This is a genomic window from Shinella lacus, from assembly GCF_010994755.1.
Classification (GTDB): Bacteria; Pseudomonadota; Alphaproteobacteria; order Rhizobiales; family Rhizobiaceae; genus Shinella; species Shinella lacus.
This window is the reverse complement of the sequence record NZ_WHSB02000014.1, coordinates 1-18,122: the sequence shown is the minus strand read 5'-3', so window position 1 is coordinate 18,122 and position 18,122 is coordinate 1. Positions and strand designations below refer to the sequence as shown.

General features: G+C 60.4%; 14 protein-coding genes and 3 pseudogenes. 4 read left to right on the top strand and 13 right to left on the bottom strand.

Translation table 11 applies throughout. The annotated features are described in order from the left end of the window. Nucleotides 1–128 precede the first annotated feature (128 nt). From GB927_RS26655 to GB927_RS26645, 3 genes are all read right to left on the bottom strand, one after another. Entirely contained in the window at nucleotides 129–1,676 is a 1,548-nt protein-coding gene (locus tag GB927_RS26655; RefSeq protein ID WP_256120260.1) for a sensor histidine kinase, read from the bottom strand. A 145-nt stretch (nucleotides 1,677–1,821) separates the two neighbouring features. Further along, nucleotides 1,822–2,391 carry a YidB family protein gene (locus GB927_RS26650; protein ID WP_256120259.1) on the bottom strand — a complete coding sequence of 190 codons (570 nt, stop codon included), beginning with the start codon at nucleotides 2,389–2,391 and terminating at the stop codon, nucleotides 1,822–1,824. A gap of 67 nt (nucleotides 2,392–2,458) precedes the next feature. Continuing rightward, nucleotides 2,459–3,364 (bottom strand): PhnA-like protein, encoded by a 906-nt coding sequence (locus GB927_RS26645; RefSeq protein ID WP_256120258.1) that lies wholly within the window; start codon nucleotides 3,362–3,364, stop codon nucleotides 2,459–2,461. A gap of 164 nt (nucleotides 3,365–3,528) precedes the next feature. Between GB927_RS26645 and GB927_RS26640 the strand changes: the two are divergent. The 3 pseudogenes from GB927_RS26640 to GB927_RS26630 all read left to right on the top strand — a co-directional run. Further along, nucleotides 3,529–4,317 (top strand): annotated as a pseudogene (locus tag GB927_RS26640) (zinc-binding dehydrogenase); the annotation flags it as partial. A gap of 17 nt (nucleotides 4,318–4,334) precedes the next feature. Beyond that, nucleotides 4,335–5,125: pseudogene (locus tag GB927_RS26635) on the top strand (SDR family NAD(P)-dependent oxidoreductase). Between the two features lie 119 nt (nucleotides 5,126–5,244). Continuing rightward, nucleotides 5,245–5,391 (top strand): annotated as a pseudogene (locus GB927_RS26630) (alpha/beta hydrolase); the annotation flags it as partial. A gap of 19 nt (nucleotides 5,392–5,410) precedes the next feature. Here the strand turns inward: GB927_RS26630 and GB927_RS26625 are convergent. The 9 genes from GB927_RS26625 to GB927_RS26585 form a co-directional block, all read right to left on the bottom strand. Further along, nucleotides 5,411–7,777 (bottom strand): PAS domain-containing protein, encoded by a 2,367-nt coding sequence (locus tag GB927_RS26625; RefSeq protein ID WP_256120257.1) that lies wholly within the window; start codon nucleotides 7,775–7,777, stop codon nucleotides 5,411–5,413. A gap of 28 nt (nucleotides 7,778–7,805) precedes the next feature. Further along, nucleotides 7,806–8,444 (bottom strand): chemotaxis protein CheC, encoded by a 639-nt coding sequence (locus GB927_RS26620; protein WP_256120256.1) that lies wholly within the window; start codon nucleotides 8,442–8,444, stop codon nucleotides 7,806–7,808. Next, nucleotides 8,441–8,824, bottom strand: a complete 384-nt coding sequence (locus GB927_RS26615) for a response regulator (protein ID WP_256120255.1) — start codon at nucleotides 8,822–8,824, stop codon at nucleotides 8,441–8,443. The genes GB927_RS26620 and GB927_RS26615 overlap by 4 nt, the downstream gene beginning before the upstream one ends. A gap of 90 nt (nucleotides 8,825–8,914) precedes the next feature. Then, a complete protein-coding gene (locus GB927_RS26610) occupies nucleotides 8,915–9,172 on the bottom strand; it encodes a hypothetical protein (RefSeq protein WP_256120254.1) in 258 nt (85 codons plus the stop codon). Further along, complete coding sequence (locus tag GB927_RS26605) at nucleotides 9,169–11,121, bottom strand: chemotaxis protein CheA (protein WP_256120253.1); 1,953 nt, start codon at nucleotides 11,119–11,121, stop codon at nucleotides 9,169–9,171. Before GB927_RS26605 ends, GB927_RS26610 begins: the two co-directional genes overlap by 4 nt. After that, entirely contained in the window at nucleotides 11,109–11,984 is an 876-nt protein-coding gene (locus tag GB927_RS26600; protein WP_256120252.1) for a CheR family methyltransferase, read from the bottom strand. The genes GB927_RS26605 and GB927_RS26600 overlap by 13 nt, the downstream gene beginning before the upstream one ends. Next, on the bottom strand, nucleotides 11,984–13,066 hold the full coding sequence (gene cheB, locus GB927_RS26595; RefSeq protein ID WP_256120251.1) for a chemotaxis-specific protein-glutamate methyltransferase CheB: 1,083 nt from the start codon (nucleotides 13,064–13,066) through the stop codon (nucleotides 11,984–11,986). Before cheB ends, GB927_RS26600 begins: the two co-directional genes overlap by 1 nt. After that, entirely contained in the window at nucleotides 13,063–14,481 is a 1,419-nt protein-coding gene (locus tag GB927_RS26590) for a chemotaxis protein CheW (RefSeq protein WP_256120250.1), read from the bottom strand. The genes cheB and GB927_RS26590 overlap by 4 nt, the downstream gene beginning before the upstream one ends. Nucleotides 14,482–14,485: 4 nt before the next feature. Next, complete coding sequence (locus GB927_RS26585; RefSeq protein WP_256120249.1) at nucleotides 14,486–16,420, bottom strand: methyl-accepting chemotaxis protein; 1,935 nt, start codon at nucleotides 16,418–16,420, stop codon at nucleotides 14,486–14,488. Between the two features lie 567 nt (nucleotides 16,421–16,987). Here GB927_RS26585 and GB927_RS26580 point away from each other — a divergent pair. Then, a complete protein-coding gene (locus tag GB927_RS26580; RefSeq protein WP_256120248.1) occupies nucleotides 16,988–17,239 on the top strand; it encodes a YMGG-like glycine zipper-containing protein in 252 nt (83 codons plus the stop codon). A gap of 355 nt (nucleotides 17,240–17,594) precedes the next feature. Here the strand turns inward: GB927_RS26580 and GB927_RS26575 are convergent, their stop codons facing one another. After that, complete coding sequence (locus tag GB927_RS26575) at nucleotides 17,595–17,756, bottom strand: hypothetical protein (RefSeq protein ID WP_256120247.1); 162 nt, start codon at nucleotides 17,754–17,756, stop codon at nucleotides 17,595–17,597. Nucleotides 17,757–18,122 lie beyond the last annotated feature (366 nt).

Below are 18,122 nucleotides of genomic sequence, written 5' to 3'. Positions count from 1 at the left end.
AGTTTTTTCTAGCCTCGCCATGTAGTTAGGCTGACCGCGTGATCCGTGAATGCCACGTCGACGAATTTAGGGCGTGACGCTCTCGCGAATGCCTTGCCGTGTGCAGAACCACGACATGGCGATGTGTGTCAGCTCTTCGTATTCGGCAGAGCCACGATTTCCAACTCGGCGGTGAACACGGTCCCGTCTCTCCGCTCGTAGATGTGTTCGCCGTGCAATTGGCTGATTACACCGCGGACCAGTCTGGTGCCCATGCCCGCCGCCGATATTGTCTTATCGAAGCCGATCCCGTCATCCGCGATTACAAGGCATGCCCGTCGACCGGAAAGTCTTTTCAGCGAGATCGAGATCACGCCCTTGCGTTCTCCGGGAAACGCATACTTGAGAGCATTCGTGACGATCTCGTTTGCGAGGAGTGCGACGGGTGTCGCGTGGTCCGCGGTAATTGAGATGTCCTCGATATCGTAGGTGACGCTGACGCGATCGCCGCATGCCGCTATCAAAGTGTCGACCACGGCGGGGATCAGGGCCTTCGCGGACACAGCACTGAACTGGTCGTGGCTGTAAATCTGTTCGTGTACGGCAATCATCGCGGAAATGCGGTCCAGCAACGACTGCTGCATGTCTTTTGGAAGTTGCTGGGTTCTGATGAGCGCCTGCACGGACTGAAAATTGTTCTTAACCCGATGGTGGATTTCCCTCATGAGAAGCTGGTTCTCCTCCAATGCCTCGGAGAGGCGCGCGGATTTGGCGGCGTCCCGTGCGTGAAGGTGCCTGATCCATGTTCCGGCCGCGAACGATCCGACGGCGGCGAGAACCAGAACTGCCCCCGCCACGAACGCGTCTTTCCAGAACGGTGCCATCCCGGCCGCCGTGCCCGCCGATCCCACTGCGACAAAATCCGTTCCATCGACAACCTTGTAGGCGACGATGCGACTGACACCGTCCGCCGGGGAGACCGCATCGTAGGTTCCCGAAGAGGCCTTCGGGATGAGATCGGTGAAAAGAACGTAGTTCGCCATATCGACCGGTCCTGCCGGCGGCGGAAAGCGGGCGACCAACTGGCCGTCGCGACGAATGATGCCAACAGTGGAGTCAGGACCGAGATCGACTGTGGTCCAGACCTCCGCGAGCAAGTCGCCCTGAAAGGACACCATCGCGGCCCCAGCGAACTGGCCATCACGTTCCAATCGGCGGCTGAAGACGAAAATCTGCTGGCCATTCAGACGGCTCACCAGAAGACTGGAAACATACGTCGGTTCCCCCTTGGCAAGCGCCGAGAAATACTCGCGGTCCGTGATGTTCATGGGTTTGATCGCGGGATCGGTCGATAACAGCGTATTTCCGTTGCGGTCTACGACATATGCCTGGACGGTCCCGGGTAGGTCCGAAATCATCGCATCGATGTCCCTCACGGTGTCCGAGGCGATCCCTATGTCGGGTCCCAGCGCGCTGTCGATTTTCTGAAGCGCCTGCCAGGCAAGGGCGTTTATCCATGTCACGTTCGTCGCGACGATCTTCGAGGCGGCGATTGCCCGTTCCTGCGTGCGTCGGACGGAAGACGAGTAACTTTCATAGAGCCACAGGCAAAGAAGAACGAGCAGGGCGGCGAACATCGCCACGATCACCGCCGTCGCCGCAGTGGCGATCTTCTGCGAACCAAACCCCAGCTTCATCTGTTTTCCCACCCGCGTGCGTTTCTCCTTGAATGTAGTGAAACACCAAGGAGTTGTCACCGGAGCGGGAACGAACGGAGGAGGTCGCGCGCACAGGTACCGTGGCGACGTTTGGACGCCGCCACGGTGTCAGAGCGTAGTCTCGTCAGATAACATCGGGCCTTGAGGAAGGATGACCCGCATGCCCGTTGGCACTGTCGTCATCGCCGTCTTCCGCAGGAAGTTGGCCATCCGGGGTCAGGTCGTTCACCGCAGTCGGGAGTTCCCGGCTGAGGCGCTTGAGGATTTCCTCCCGTGAAAGCCCTGTTCTGGCTACAAGGTCATCGAGGATTTCGGGGCCGAGCACTTCCGACAACTGAGTGTCGTCGATGGGGGCGTTATCGCCTGGCTTTACCCACGTGTCGGCCGTTTCGCCCTGACCCTTCTGCTGGAACTGGCGGAGCAATTCGCCAAGGCTCCCCGCAAGGCCGCCCCCCGCAGCTCCGGTAAAGAGCCCGCCGAGGCCACCGAGGCCGCCGAGACCTCCGCCCGTGCCGGAGTTGCCTGTCAGGCCCCCGAGGATGTCGCCGAGGCCGCCGCCAGACTGCGGTTTTCCGTCTGGACCGGGCTGTTGTGGGTTACGCAGGCCCTTCAGGATTTCGGCGATCTTGTCACGGTTCTGATAACCCGCGACGGCCAGTACGCCCAAAAGCGCTTTCAATGCACCGCTTGCCATTTCGTTTCTCCTTCGTAAAGCGAAAGGCCGGAAGATAAGAGCTCCCGGCCTCGACAAGTCCCAGGGATTAAACGCCGCGCGCCACGTTCTCCGTGACGATGACATTACGCTTCGTGCCGTACGAACCGCCGAACCACGCCGCGATCGCGCCGAGCGCCAGGGCGATGAAACCGAGGATCGCGCCGGCCGACACCGCCGCGGTAGCGGCCTGAGCGGCTTCGATCGCCTGCTGTTTTGCGGCTTCGACGTTTTCGCGATAGGTCTTCTCGTACTGTTCGACCTGCGTGCGTGCCTGATCGACAGGGATGCTCTGCGCGCGTGCAACAGCTTCCGCGGCCCGGTTTCTTGCGTCCTCCGCAGTCGCTTCGTCGCCTGTTACCAACGCCTGAACCGACGTCACGGCCGCAGTCTGAAGTGCCTGGGGATCGTTGCCTGTCGTCGACCGTATCTGCTGTTCGATCCCTGCCATCGGGTTTGTGGAATCCGCGAGAGCGGGAGCGGCCGCGGTGACTGCGGTTGCAGCCGTGTGGCCGACACCGCTAACGATGCTCGTCAGGCCGTTGAAGGCGCCGCCGATGAGTGCCCCGACCGAAGTCGTGAGGAGGTAGAGTACGACGAGGGTTGTAACGGCCCAGGTTGTCAGCCCGTGGTAACCGCCTGTCGAGGTGCTTGGACGGCCCGAAAGCCTGCTCGCGACGTAGCCGCCGAGAAAGGATGCAATTATTCCTGCCACGACGAACCAGATACCTCCGCCGATCGAGAACGTGCTGGCAGCCGGATTATCGGACGTGGCGGGGTCCAACACCGCAGCGCCGATGCCAACGCCCAGTAGGTTCAGCAGAAACTGGGCGGCGAGCGCTATCGCCACGCCCGCAAAAATCGCGCCCCAGCTGACCTTGTTAATAGCCGCGGTCGTCGAAACGCCCGTCTGGACGGTGTCGTGGGGAAGGGCGGTAGGAATGGGAATCGTCATCTGGCGTGCTCCAAGGCTAAACATCACGGGTTCGTGATATGCGGCCGTAACGCCCTGGGGGTTCACATGTTCCGGTCGGCGAGGTCACGGCACTTCAGGGCTGGCCCGCCTCCTGGGAGCGAGTTAACTGTGTAACGAAACACAGAGGCAAGCATGGCACAGCGTACACCCATCTGCTCGGCGGCTATAGCGGCGGGCAGGCGGAATATCTGCGCGTTCCCTATGCCGATGTCGGCCCGATCAAGGTGCCAGACGACCTGAGCGACGAGCAGGTGCTGTTCCTGTCGGATATCTTCCCGACCGGATACATGGCCGCCGATTTCTGCAACATCCAGCCGGGCGACACGATCGCGATCTGGGGCTGCGGGCCTGTCGGCCAGATGGCGATCAAGTCGGCATTTATTCTCGGAGCCGAGCGCGTCATCGCCATCGATACTGTTCCGGAACGACTGGCGCTTGCCCAGCAATCGGGAGCCATCACCCTCGATTACATGGAGAAGGACATCTACGACCGGATCATGGAACTGACCAACGGCCGCGGTGCGGATGCCTGTATCGATGCCGTAGGCACCGAATCCGATCCCGCTGCCAGCTGGGATGCCCGCATCGACCGCATCAAGGTCGCGACCTTCATGGGTACCGACCGACCGCACGTCCTCCGCCAGGCAATCCACTGCTGCCGCAACTTCGGCAAGGTCTCCATCGTCGGGGTCTACGGCGGCTTCCTCGACAAAATCCCGATGGGATCGGCAATCAATCGCGGCCTGACCTTCAAGATGGCCCAGACGCCCGTCCAGCACTACCTGCCGATCCTGATGGAGCGCATCCAGAACGGCGAGATCGATCCGTCGTTCATCATCACGCATACGGGAAGCCTGGAAGACGGGCCGGACCTCTACAAGACGTTCCTCGAAAAGAAGGACGGCTGCGTCAAAGTCGTTCTCAAGCCATAATAAAGAAGGAAATGATCATGGGAAACGCACTCAATCAGCTCGCCGTCGTCACCGGGGCATCATCAGGTATCGGCCTGGAGCTTGCGAAGATCGCCGCTGTACGGGGCTACAATCTCGTTATCGCCGCTGATGAAGGCGATATCGACGTTGCCGCAGACATCCTGCGCTCGATCGGCGTATCAGTCGATGCGATGCAGGTCGATCTTTCCACCAAGGAGGGCGCCGCGGACTTCGCGCGCTTCATCGCTGACAAGGGGCAACCTGTCGATATCCTTTTGGCAAACGCCGGCAGAGGACTTGGCAAAGGTTTCCTTGATCAGGATCTCGATGCGGCGCTGCATGTCGTCGATACCAACGTGACGGGGACCGTTGCCCTCATCCATATCATCGGCAACGAGATGCGCGCCCGTGGTGCGGGTAAGATCCTGATCACCGGATCGATCGCCGGCTTCATTCCCGGCACCTATCAGGCGGTCTACAATGGGACGAAGGCATTCCTGAACTCTTTCTCGTTTGCCTTGCGGCATGAACTGAAGGATTCCGGCGTCACCGTGACGTGCCTGATGCCGGGCGCGAAACCCGGTTCTTCGAGCGGGCGGAGATGCTCGACACCGAAGTGGGGCAGTCGGAAAAGGACGATCCCGCCGATGTTGCCAAGGTCGGGTTCGACGCTTTGATGAAGAATGAGGGCGATGTCGTTGCAGGCTGGAAGAACAAGCTCCAGACGGTGATGGCGAACGTCACGCCGGCGGGAATGCTGGCAGAGCAACACGCCAAGATGGCTGCTCCGGGAACGGCGAAGAAATGACGCCTTGACACGCCAACGATACGTTTCGCCGGCCCCTCGCCATCTGGATCTGCTGACAGCTCCAGAGCTGCTGGGGCGGCGCAGACCGAGGCTTCAACCTCCTAGGCGTGCGGTGACCGATGTTTCACGGATTCAAACTCGAAGTGATCCCAGTGGAATCGGGTGATATGCGGGTGCGACACGGTGGCTCCGGGCCGCCCTTGCTCCTCCTTCACGGTCATCCGCGAACGCATATGACATGGGGTCGTGTCGCGGACCTGTTGTCCTCCAACGAAAGCCGATGGCTTAGGAGCGCAAACTGAGCATTTCACGGACTTTTTTCGCAAGCGCGTCGATCGCAAAAGGCTTTGTTATCATCTCCATCCCTGGCGCGAGAAAATCAGCGCGCGACGCCGCTGCGGCGGCATAACCAGTGATAAAGAGTATTTTCAGCGATGGGCGGGCTGAGATCGCGATCTCCGCCAATTGCCTTCCGTTAAGTCCCGGCAACCCGACGTCAGAGACCATAAGATCAATGCGTCCCGGGCCTTCGATGACAGGGATCGCCTGTACGCCGTCAATCGCTTCAACGACCCGATATCCAAGTTCCTTGAGGAGGTCGACCACCAAGATGCGTACGGAATTGTCATCCTCTACAACAAGCACTGTTTCCCCTTCGCCGCGGGGCGGGGCGCCTTCCTGCTTCAGTGCGGCGTCATTCGACGCACCCTCGTCGAAGCTCCGCGGTAGGTAAAGCTTGATTGTAGTTCCTAGACCGACACGGCTGTAAATATGGACATGTCCACCTGACTGCTGGGCGAAACCGTAAATCATCGAGAGGCCGAGACCGGTTCCCTGACCGATGGGTTTGGTCGTGAAAAACGGGTCGAACGCCTTCTCGATTGTCGCTTCCGACATGCCTATGCCGGTGTCGCTGACGGCGAGCACGACATAGCTCCCCGGCTTCAACGTTTCTCCTTGAGCCAGATCGGATGCTGAAAGGACTACGTTACTTGTCTCGACGGTAAGTTTGCCGCCTTCCGGCATCGCGTCACGCGCGTTGATAACAAGGTTGAGAACGGCACTTTCCAGCTGATTATGATCTGTGACGGCCTTCCAGGTATCGGGCGCAAGATTGATAAGCAGTTCGACCTGCTCGCCCAGGGTGCGACGGAAAAGATCCTCCATCGATGTCACCAGCCCATTCACATCAACCGGTTGGCGGTCAAGAGGTTGCCGGCGGGAGAAGGCCAGCAGACGATGGGTCAGGGCTGCCGCACGTTCGGCTGAGGACGTCGCCGCATTGATGAATTTGTCCAATTCGTCCAGACGGTTTGCTGCAATGCGCCTCTTAATGAGCGACAAGGCTCCGATCACGCCGGTGAGCATATTGTTGAAGTCGTGCGCGATGCCACCTGTAAGCTGCCCCACAGCTTCCATCTTCTGCGCCTGGCGCAACTGCGCTTCGGTTTGCTCGAGAATGGTCTTTTGTTCCTTCTCCAACGTGACGTCGCGACCGTAGGCAAATATCCGATCGTCCTCCCGCGACGTTCTCCAGGAGATGGTGCGCGGCGCACCGTCGATACTGGATACACGGATTTCGAGATCATTGTAAACATTCTCGGCCGCTTTGCGCATTTCTGCGCGGACGAGATCGACGTCCTCGGGCCACACAAAATCGACGATCGGCCGGCCGATGACGTCGTCCGGATCGTGGCCAAGTATCTCCGCCCACGCCGGGCTGACGTCCCGAAATACGCCGGCGATGTCGAGCACCACAAAGAGGTCACGCGAATTGTTCCAGACGCGATTTCGCTCTCGCATGCTCTCTTGCGCAAGCTTGGCGAGGGCGTCGTTGGCCGCGTGCAGGCTTTCCTGGGTCCGCTTGGCATCGGTGACATCGAAGATCACCCCGACATAACGTCGACCGCTGCTCTTGATGTCATCGACATATTCACCGCGGCGTGCCAGCCAGCGCTCGGCGCCGTCGTCGGCGCGTGTGACGCGAAACTCGATGTGCCGATCATTCTGGAGGGCATCGGGATCGCTGAGGTCAATCACCCGCTCGTCGTCCGGGTGAATGAGATCATTCAGTGTTCCGATGGGGAGGACGCGCGTCGGGTGCAGGCCGAATAGCCGGCAGAACTGCTCCGAAACGCTGATCGTGCCATATCCGACGATATGCTCGAAGGTGCCTATCCCCCCGGCAGATTGGGCGATCCGAAGCTGCTCGCTGATGCGCTTCTGCTCGGTGATGTCGACCAACATGCCGGAAAACGTCAGAGGATCATCATTTGCATCAAGGATAGTCTGACCGCTGGCATGAACCCATCGATATCCACCGTCATTTCGGCGAAGTCTGTATTCCTTGGACAAGACCTCTGATCCCGCCAGCATGCCGGCGACGGCGAGCTTTACCCGCTTGAGATCGTCTGGATGGATCGAGGTGAAGAATCGGTCGGGAGAGGTTCCGTCTGCTAGCGTGAGGGGGTCTTGCTGCGTCATCGCAGCAAATCGTGCATCTGCAACGAAGCGTTTGCGCGGGATGTCCCATTCCCATCCGCAAGTCTCACCGGCCGCGTCCAGGGTCAATTGCAAACGGCGGCGCGCACGTTCGAGTTCGGCTTCGATTTGAACCAATGCGTCCGTTGCCTCGCTCATATCCTCAGTCATGACCAACGCCGATACGCATCCGCGCCCTTCATTCGTTTTCCGTCATCACGCGATCGATAAATGAAGCGATGAGCTGTTTTAGGTTCTCCAGCGACGGCAGGTCCATGATCATGGCGATGTAGCCACGAATGTCGCGTTCCCGGACGGAGAAGTTGATATAGAGGAACAACACGAAGCTCTCTTCGCCGCCGCTGACCAGGGTCTCGAAGAGTAGCGCGCTGTCCCCACGGCGAACGTTAGGCAGAGACATTTTCAGCGTGTGCTGCAGCATGTTCGCCATCGAACCGAGGCAGCCATTGAGGATCACATTGCCGGTTTCAGCAAGCGCTTCGTCTTCCATCTCGATCAGGTCGGCTTCCGTCATGTCGTCGCCGACGATGGCGCGAATGAGAGACAGGCCGTTGCTTTCGGGGAAAATGAGCAGCGCCCGGCCGGAGAAGGGGCCTTCGAACTGCTGTTGGACGGCGATCAAGGTCTCGCTTTCACGCTGGCCGATCAAGGAAGCTGCCGATTTTCGGGTCACGACTTCGACAGACGGCACGGACAGGATGACCTGCTTGTTGACCATCTTACGCAAGCTTGCCGCGGCTCGACTGACCCCGATATTGACGAGCTCCGTCAGCGCGTCGCGCTCAAGTTCATCGAGCTCCAAGGTGTTGCCGCTCATGCTCCGGCCTTCTTCAGCCGAAGCGCCGCTCCGGATAGAAAACCGGCGAGTGCTTCCTGTGTGACCGGCTTAGCAACGAACGTTGCATTTAGCGCGCGAACACCGGCGATGATCTCGTCCTGAACGTTGGCGGTGATCACGGCGATCGGCATATTGGGACGGAGGGCGCGAAGTTCCGACGCCAGTTCCAACCCATCCTTGTCCGGCATGTTGAAGTCGAGCACGGCGACGTCGATCGGCTGCTCCGCAACGATTGCCAGGGCTTCATCGGCATTGTTGGCCTCAACGCGCTGCCACTCGGGCTGAAGCGCTGCGATTGCCTTGCCCGCCACGATCCGGGCCAATTTGCTGTCGTCCACGAGCAGGACTGTAATCGTCATTTCGCACTCCAAATAGTCGTCGTAGTCTGCCGGCTACGAGCCTGAACTACACATATTTGCATGACCAAACGTTCGCAAGATTTACGTCCGCTATTCTTGGCTTTCTTCAAGATAGGCGCGAAACGCCGGCAGCACCTGACCAGATGTAAAGGATGACGCAGGTGTGCCAGTTACGACCGGTTTGAACACCATAAGGGCCTGCCAGAGAGCCGTATGGATGCTCGTGGCCCCGGCGAGATCCACAGGCAGGTCCTGTCGACGCTCAAGATATCCGACGAGGTTTTCGACCTCTTCGACGCCGCACGCTCCCGTCAATGTGATTGCATCGTCCTGCAATGTGACTGTCATTGGATGAGTTCCTCAAGGTTCAACACCAGCAAAACCTTTCCATCCCCCAGCAGTGTCGTGCCCGCGATGCCGGAAACACCTTTGAGAAGGCCCGTCAAAGGCCGCGTCAACGTTTCTGCCCGCTCGGCGATTGCATCGACGCCGATGCCTATCAAATCGGGTCCCACCTTCACGATAAGGACTTTGAGGTCGCCGGGGGTGGCGTCTGGCAGAGGCAAATGCAGGAGGTCCGACAGTATGAGCAGGGGGATGGTGCGATTGCGCAGCATGAAGGCACGCCCGGCCTTGACCGGCTGGATGGCGTGCATCGGCAACTTTTGTGTTTCGATGACGTCGGCGATCGGGACGCCATACCTTTCATCGCCAACCTCGACGACCATCAACCGCGTCATCGAAAAGCTGATCGGCAGCCTGAGGGTGAACGTGGTGCCGGATCCGACTGTGCTCCGCAGGTCGACTGTGCCGCCCAGGCTTTGAATTGAGCGCTGTACGACATCGAGGCCCACGCCGCGTCCCGACAGGTCCGTCACCGCGGCGGCTGTGGAGAAGCCGGGGGCAAAGGCGAGCTGTAGGATCTCCCGTTCCGAGAGCGTTGCCGCCTGGCTTTCGCTCACTAGGCCTCGGGCGATGGCCGTTGCCTTTGCTCGTTGTGGATCCATGCCGCAGCCATCGTCCGCGACCTCGATTTCGATTTGGTCGCCGCGTTGGCGCGCGCGCAAGACCAAGTGGCCTCTCGCCGGCTTGGACTGCTGGACGCGGTCTGCCTCCGCCTCGATGCCATGATCGAGGCCGTTTCGGATGAGATGCAGCAGCGGCTCGAACAAACTCTCGACTATTTCGCGGTCGGCTTCGACGGTTTCGCCTTCAATGACCAGGTCGATCGTCTTTCCAAGCTTCAACGCTGTTTCGCGGACAAGGCGGGGAAACCGGCGGAACGTGTGTTCGAGCGGGATCATGCGCGCCTGTGTCACTGCGCTATAGAGCGAGGCGACGAGACGCTCGATGTCAGTGTGGCTCGCCGCGATCTGCCTCGCAAGGGGGCCGTTGCCGTGGTTGCGGGCATCGTCCACGAGAGGAGCGAGCCTGTTCTTGGCGGTGATTAGTTCGCCGGCAATTTCGATCAGTCTGTCGATCCGTGCTGAGTCGACGCGCATGATCGAACTCGGCCGCACGGATGTGTTATCCGAAACGGCTGTCGGCCCGGCTCCGCCGGCCGGCCCGGAGATAGGCTCCAGTTTCACCTGGTCGGGGATGAGGCGGAAGACGGCAACGACCTCGGCAAGCGAACCGGCCGAGATGGCTTCGATCAGCAGATTGGAGCGGAAGGGATCGTAGGCGCCGGGCGAGGGAGCAGGCTCCTTGAGGGAAACCGAGAGATGCCGGATCGCGGGCAGTCGTGCCATCGTCGCTATTGGATCGTCGCCGCTAAAGAAGCATTCAGCGTGCGGTTCGTAACGTATGGCAACGACGGTCTCGTCATTACCCGACGATGCGAAGCGCTGATACAGGGACGTGGCCCAATCGGGAATGGATGTCCGAGCGTCTCCTACGGCGTCGGCGTCATGATCTGCCGTTTCCACCGATAGAAGCCCGAGCAGACGGGGCGCCTGCCTCTCCTGCGCATCCGGCAGGAGCCCCGCCTGGGCGATGCCGTCAATGCTGTCGTCAATCCATGCAATCACCGCTAGAAGAGGCTCGAGGAGATTGGCGTTTATAAGTATTTTTCCGGCGCGGGCCTGGGACAGGAGGTCTTCAGCCCGATGCAAAACGCGCAGCATCGGGCCGAACTCGAAAAGAGCGGCAGAGCCCTTTAGCGTATGGATCGCCCGGAACGCGCCTTCCAGCCTGTCACGACCCGTCGGATTCCCTTCAAGCGCCAGCAGATCGTCCGATGCTTGTTGAACGAGCTCGCGCGCCTCGATGGCGAATTGGGCGATCAACTCATCCATTCACCCGTCCCCGTCTCTCGGTAAACAATGGCATCCTGGAAGCGCACCGGTTCAAAGGTTTCCGAAATGCGCGACATGGACTCCGTGTGGCCAAGGCAGATATAGCCACCGGGATTGAGCAACCCATGCAGGTTGCGGGCGGCCGTCTCGCGAGCGGCCTCGTCGAAATAGATCAAGAGGTTTCGGCAGAATATCACGTCGAAAAGACCAAGCGCTGCGAGGCTTTGCCGGTCGATGATATTGCCCTTGGCAAAGATGACGGATTCGCGGAGGTCGCTGATCAGTCGCCGCTGCTGGTCCTCTTCCGGTTCGAAATATCGCTCGAGGATATCCGCCGGAAGGCGTGAGAGGGATCGGTGGCCGAAGTATCCTTCAATCGCCTGCTGCAAGATGGCGGTATCGATATCCGATCCGACGATCTCGATATTGTAAGCGTCCACCAGCCGCCAATTCTCAAGCAGCCACAGTGCGATTGAATAGGGCTCCTCGCCGCTCGAACAAGGCATGGACCAGATTCGGATACGATCACCCGGACCTTTCGAGCGGATGATGTCCGGCAAGATGGAATTGCTCAGGCAGGCCAGCTGGTGCTGCTCACGGTAGAAATAGGTCTCATTTACCGTGAAGCTGTTGATCAGAATTTCTGATTCGCGCATGTCGCTGCGCAGGAGCGAGATATAGTTCCTCACCGTTTGTGCCTTGCGCTGATGGATCAGGTCGGTGACGCGGCGCTCGATATAGTAGCGCTTCGTCTCCCCGAAGACCATTCCGCTCCGTTTATAGATTATGGCGCAGATTTCCTCGAGGTCCGCCGCTGAGAGCCTCGACGGGTGTTCAGCCGGCACGAGCGGAGGAGGTGCCATCAGCAAACCCGATCCGCAAGGGAGGCGCCGATCTCATCGACACGTTTGACCTCGCTCGCGCCGTCGAGCCGCACCAGTTCGCCCGGCATGCCCCAAACGACAGCAGTTTCTTCGGCCTCGGCGATTGTATAGCCGCCGGCCATCCGCAAGGCCGTCATCGCGGTCGCACCGTCGTTGCCCATGCCGGTCATCAGGACGCCAACGAGATCGCCCGGCGGGACGTGCTTCATCGCCGACAGAACCATCCGATCAACGCTCGGATGCCATCGGTAGTTGGGATCGCTCGGGGCCGGCACTGCGACGAGAAACCCCCCTCGGCAAGACACGAGCATATCGGCGTCACCTTTTGCAATGTAGATGTTCGCGGGCTCGATGCGTGTCTGCTCGGTCACCTCCCTGACCTTCATCGCGCACAACTTGTCCAGGCGTCGGGCAAGGGCACCGGTGAAGGACCCTGGCATGTGCTGCGCCACAAGGATGGGCCACCCAAAGTCCTCTGGCAAGTGGGCCAGTACCGCGTCCAACGCAGGTGGTCCACCGGTCGATGCGCCGATCAGCACGAGACCCCGTTTGGCGGGCCGCGTAGGGTCGATGCGTTCCGCGCTGGGAAGACGCACGATGGCGGACTGCCAACTTGCGGCCTTTCGTCCGAGACGCACGCGCTCGGCCAGCCGCAAGCTGCGGCGAATGCGAACGGTTGCGGCGGTGCGAACCTTCTCGACAAGCCGGGGTGTCAGCGCGTCGATCTCGAGTGAAATCGCGCCGGTCGGCTTGGCGATGAAATCCACGGCGCCGATCTCCAGGGCCGTAAGGGTCTCCTCGGCGCCCTCCGCTGTCAGCGAAGACACCATGACCACGGGGCAGGGGTGCTCGAGCATGATGCGATTGAGACAGGTCAGGCCGTCCATCAAGGGCATATGGATATCGAGCGTGACGACGTCGGGTCGGAAGCGCGGGAGGATATCGAGGGCTTGGACGCCATCGCGGGCGAATTCGATCTCGAAATCCCCTTCTGCCCGGAAGATCTGGCCCAACAGTTTCCGCATCAGGGCGGAATCCTCGACGATCAAGAGACGGATCACGGACCGCCTGCCAGAGTGTTGCCATCCGTGATCGCGGCAACGATATCCCGCTCCGCCCGGGTCAGGAGCGCTTGCGGATCGATCAGAAGGATCATGCGACCATCGGATTCGATATGTGCGATGCGATCGAAGACATCCGTTTGATCGGAGGAGAATTCCGGTGCTGCGGACAGGGCGGTCGATGAAACGGCTTTCACTTCTGAAACGCCATCGACGACGAAGCCCGCCTGGAGGGGTCCGAGCGTCAGAATGATCGCGCGCGCCTTGACCGTCTCAGCTGCTGCGGACGTTGCGAAGCGGGTGCGCTGGTCGATCAGCGGGATGGCCTTGCCGCGCAGGTTGATGACGCCCATCACGAAATCCGGCGCCCCGGGCATGCGCGTGATTTCGCTCGGAACCCGGATCACTTCATCCACCGCCACAATCGGCAGACCATAAACTTCATCGCCGAGCTGGAAGATCAGCAACTGCTCGATCGCATCCTGCGTGCCCGGCCTCGCCTCCACGGATTCTGCTCCTGTGTTTTGTTCGATCGCCTGCGTGACGGCATGGTGGCCGAAGAGCTTATCGGGGGACAGAATGGATATAAGCAATCTTTCCTCCACAACCCGGCCGATGGCGGCGATCTGTCCGTTTCCGCGTCCGCGCTGCAGCACCGCCGGCACGACATCGATCGCCTGTTCCGGCAGCCGTCGAATGACATCGACCTCGTCGACGACAAGCCCGATGCGGTCGCCTTCATGCTCGACGATGATCATGTAGCAGCCCTCTTCCCCGGTACGCCCGATTCCAAGGAGTGCGGCGAGAGACACCAGTGGTAGAACGCCGTGACGCAGCTGAAAAAGTCCGATCAACGCACTCGCCGCATTGGGGATCGCTGCAACTTCCCCTGCAAGCAAACCGACCTCGCGAATGTCCGTGAGCGGCAGGCCGTAAAGCTGACCGGCCACGCGAAACGATAGCAAGACGGTAAGCGTCTCGGTCGACCTGTCTTCGGTCTCAGCCGTGGCAAGCGTGCTTCTGTCGACCGGCTTTCGTCGGGCGACCTTGAACGACGCGTCGAGCAAATCCCCCAGTCCCTGCAAGGGCGCTGAGGCGTGGTCGGCGGAAACGCGAAGGACATCGTCGACAAGCAGGCCGACCGCTCCGCCGTGATCGTAGACGATGATCCTACCATCATTTTGGCGCGCGTCCGGGCCGCAATCCAAGATCCTGCGCATCGAGAGCACCGGTACGGGGCGGCCGCGCAGGTTGGCAATGCCGGCCAGCGCGTCCGGGCCATGCGGCACCCGGGTAATGGCAGGCACCCTGACCACCTCGAACACCCGCCGCGCGTCGATCTCATGGCGCTTGTCTCCGACCTGGAAGACCAAGCGCCGATCGTCTAGTCCGGCCGAGGAAGAGAATGCTGTCATGATTTCAGCTTCCGGAAATCTGCAGTTCATCTGCCAGGGATGCGATTTCCTCGACGGCAGCCGCAAGATCTTCCGAGCCGCGCGATTGCTCGCGTGCTGCCGTTGCAGCCTGTTGCGAAGCGGCACTGGCCTCCTGCGCAACCAAAGCAATCTGCTGCGTTCCCGCTTGCACCTGTTTGGCAGCGACAAGGATAGACTGCGTGGCCTCGAGGATCAAAGCGTTGCCCCGCGCCAGCATTTCTACATCGGCTTCGGCGGCGACAAGGCGTTCCAGGATGAGATTGCTCTTGGCAATTTCCGCCTCGCAAGCCGTAACGATTGCTTCAAGTTCGCGTTGAACGACCGCGATCTGTTTCTGGAGCAGACGCACGATGTCCTTGACGCCATCGATGTTTTCCGCCGCGTCCTGTGCAAGTCTGCGGATGTCCGTCGAGACAATCGCGAAGCCCCGTCCCGCGTCGCCAGCCCGTGCCGCTTCCACCGAGCCGCTAACGGCAAGCATGCTCGTCTGCACCGCGACGAGAACGATCCGATCTACCGTGCGCTCGATCTGGAAACCGACCTCGCTCAGTGACGTCAAGTCGACCAGTGCATCGCGTGTATCCGCAAGCGCGTCGAGTATACCGGCCGCAATTTCATTGAGGCCGGCTTTGTTATTGCCAATCAGCAACCTAATTTCTTCCGCCCGCGCGCTCGCCTGCCTCGCGTTTTCCTGGGCATGCGAGGCGCTTTTCTCAATCTGTGTCATCGCGGCATTGGCTTGCTGTGTCGCGGCGGCCTGAGCCTCGGCGCCACGGCTGATCTGCTCGATCGCGATGAGGATTTCACCGGCCGCGCCCGACAGCTCCTGCACCGTTGCAGACAGCTCTTCCGCCGCCGAACTCAGTTCTTCCGCTCTGGAACCCCGGCTGGTCTCGTTCATAAGTTCATCGGCAAGGATAGCAAGTGCCTGTGCGGTCTGTTGGCTCTCTTCAAGCGCGGAACTTTGCTGAACGACCGCCCTTTGTGACTGCGCTGCCGCGGCCGACTGCTGCTCGGCGGCGGCAGCGACGGTTTCGGCACCTTTCTGCGCCTCGCGTGTGGCGACTTCGGCCTCAATCGCCGCGATCAGGATGGACTGGCTGTTCGCCGAGAGGTTCGTCAGACCAGCGCGAACGCCATGAAGCTCCTCGGAGACCATCCGTCCAGCCTTCGTCTGGGCCTGAGCCTTCTCCGCTGCGGCGGCAATTCGTGCAGCAATCCGAGTAACACCGCCGACGATCGTTGCCGCATGCTGGCTGACGTCGCGCGAACTGCGTTCGGCAATTTCGGCAAGCGCGCGCACCTCGTCCGCGACGACGGCAAAGCCCCGACCATTCTCACCAGCGCGGGCCGCCTCGATAGCCGCATTGAGAGCGAGCAGGTTCGTTCGATCCGAGATGTCGGCGACCGCCGCAGTCGTCGTACCAATGTTTTCCGCCTGGGATTGAAGCTTGGCGATAGTCGCGACAGATGCGGTCTGCCGGGTGGCATTTGCTTCGATCGCCGAGATCGACGACTCGATCTGCGCGGCGGATTCGAAGACTGACGTTTGAAGCCTGTCGGTGCGACCTCGCGAGGTTTCGGCTTCGGAGCGGGCTTCGGAAAACCGTTCGGAGAGGTGGGTCGTTGCGGAGAAGGATTCATGGGCTGCGCCTGCCGCCTCTTCCGCCCCGCTTGCGATCTGCTCCAGTGCGCGCCGAAGTTCTTCAGCTGCCGATGCGGCCTCGGCTACCCCGGTCGCGAGTTCCTCTGTCGCTGCGCCGATACGCTCTGCCGCCTTCTGTCGGCGGAGGCGAGTGCGGTCCAGCGATCGGCGGGTGGTGGCGGCCTTACCGTCATTGAGAGCCAGGGGCTCGACCTGACTGGTTTTGGCCGACGTAGCCTTCGCGGCCAGTTGAGATGTCTTCACCAGTGCCATGGATAATCCAATATCTCAGAAAGCCTCAGGGCAAGCATGCAAGGAAAGAGACGGCTGCACACTTGGAGGCGGCTTATTAATCGTATTTTTATGGCGTAAAGGTCGAACCGACGCAATCAGTACCAGCGTCTTGCGTCAGATGCCCTCGGATATGGTTTATGACGCGGCTAATTTCATAGGGTTTGAAGAAAAACGGCAACTTCTTAGGCAGGTCATTGAGCGGGACTTTCAGGTATCCCGACGCCATCGACAATCGAAGGTTGAGATAGTAACGCAAGGACCGCGCGCGTCGTTATAGCAAATTGCCTTTTGCAGGGGTCCAGCTATGGCGCAACAAAAAACCTGAGATTCCTCCGGTGTTCGACCTCGAACCACATCAAGTGGCCCGAGATCGTGTCGACGCAGGAAGCGGGGCGCCGCCAACTCGTCATCTTCAAACATGCCAGTTTTCAAGATTTTCGCTGTAGGGCTGACGGCTGCGCCCAACCTTCTGTCGGAAAGGCAAAATTTCGGCGGAACTTAGAAGCAACGACCGGATTAAGAGAGGGTTGAAAACGGGAGGTCACAATGAAGAAAATTATCGTCTTGAGCTGCGTCGCACTTTCCTTGGCCGCTTGCACCGCTACCGAGCAGGGGGCGGGTGTGGGCGCTGCCACGGGCGCTGTCATTGGCGGCGTTGCGACGGGGAACGTGCGCGGGGCCGCGGTCGGCGCGGCAGTTGGCGGTGTCGCAGGGGCCCTTATCGGCAATGTTGCGGGCCAACCAGGCCGTTGCTATTACCGTGACCAGTATGGCCGCCGCTATGTTGATCGCTGCTGACCGCATCGCGTGAAGGAAGGCGAGTGTCTTTAAATCGACTTAGGGAATAGGCGTTGACTTTGTCGGAAGCGGTTCGAACGCCGTGGCCATTATCATTTCTGGTGCGGTCCGTTCCGGAGGGTCGCTTACTATTGGCATTGATCTTCGCTAGACGACCGCGTTCATCGCAGGCAGCGCGTTGGTGCGCGAAGCGGGCTCAGACGATGGAAAGTCCGGGTTAAGGCGCGCTTTCGCGCGTCGTAAAACTCTGGGCGAAGTCCGTTGTTCGGTTGGCGTGGCTAGCCAATGTAGGGCCAATCGAATGAATTTCTCCTCCACGCGGCTACATTGACGGTCGATGATCATCCGCTCCAATTTAGGCAAGCAGCGCCAGAAGCACGACGACGGGAAAGGCGACCCCGCCCAAGGCGATCAGCCGCCCGGCCTTCTCCGCCGACAACGGCGTTTCGCGCCGCCGCCCGGCATGGAAGAAGCGGCCGAGCACCGCGACCCAGCTCAGCGCGCCACTCACCACCATGACAAGAAAGAGCTGAAAAACCGCCGCGGCCTCCTCTTCAGCCGGGTCGAGCGCGACTGCACGCGAGTGCAGCCGCTCAGCGGGACCAGCAGGATAGGGAGGGCCCGTGGGGGAATCGATTTTGCTCCTGAGGGCTTTCTTTGAGCGATATCCTCGGCTCCGTCCCTAAGCATGTGGAGGACGACGCCAAAGCGACTCGGCCAGCAGGACGCGCCTTCCTAATAGGGCGGCGCGTCCCTTTGCCGAGCTTTATTTGGCGGGCTGCGATGCCTTGCCGAGCTTCACGGATGGCTCTCGGCCCCATACGCGCAACTTGCCCAGTTCCGCCACGAAACCGGAAAGCCCATCCTCGCCGGGAAGGGCAAG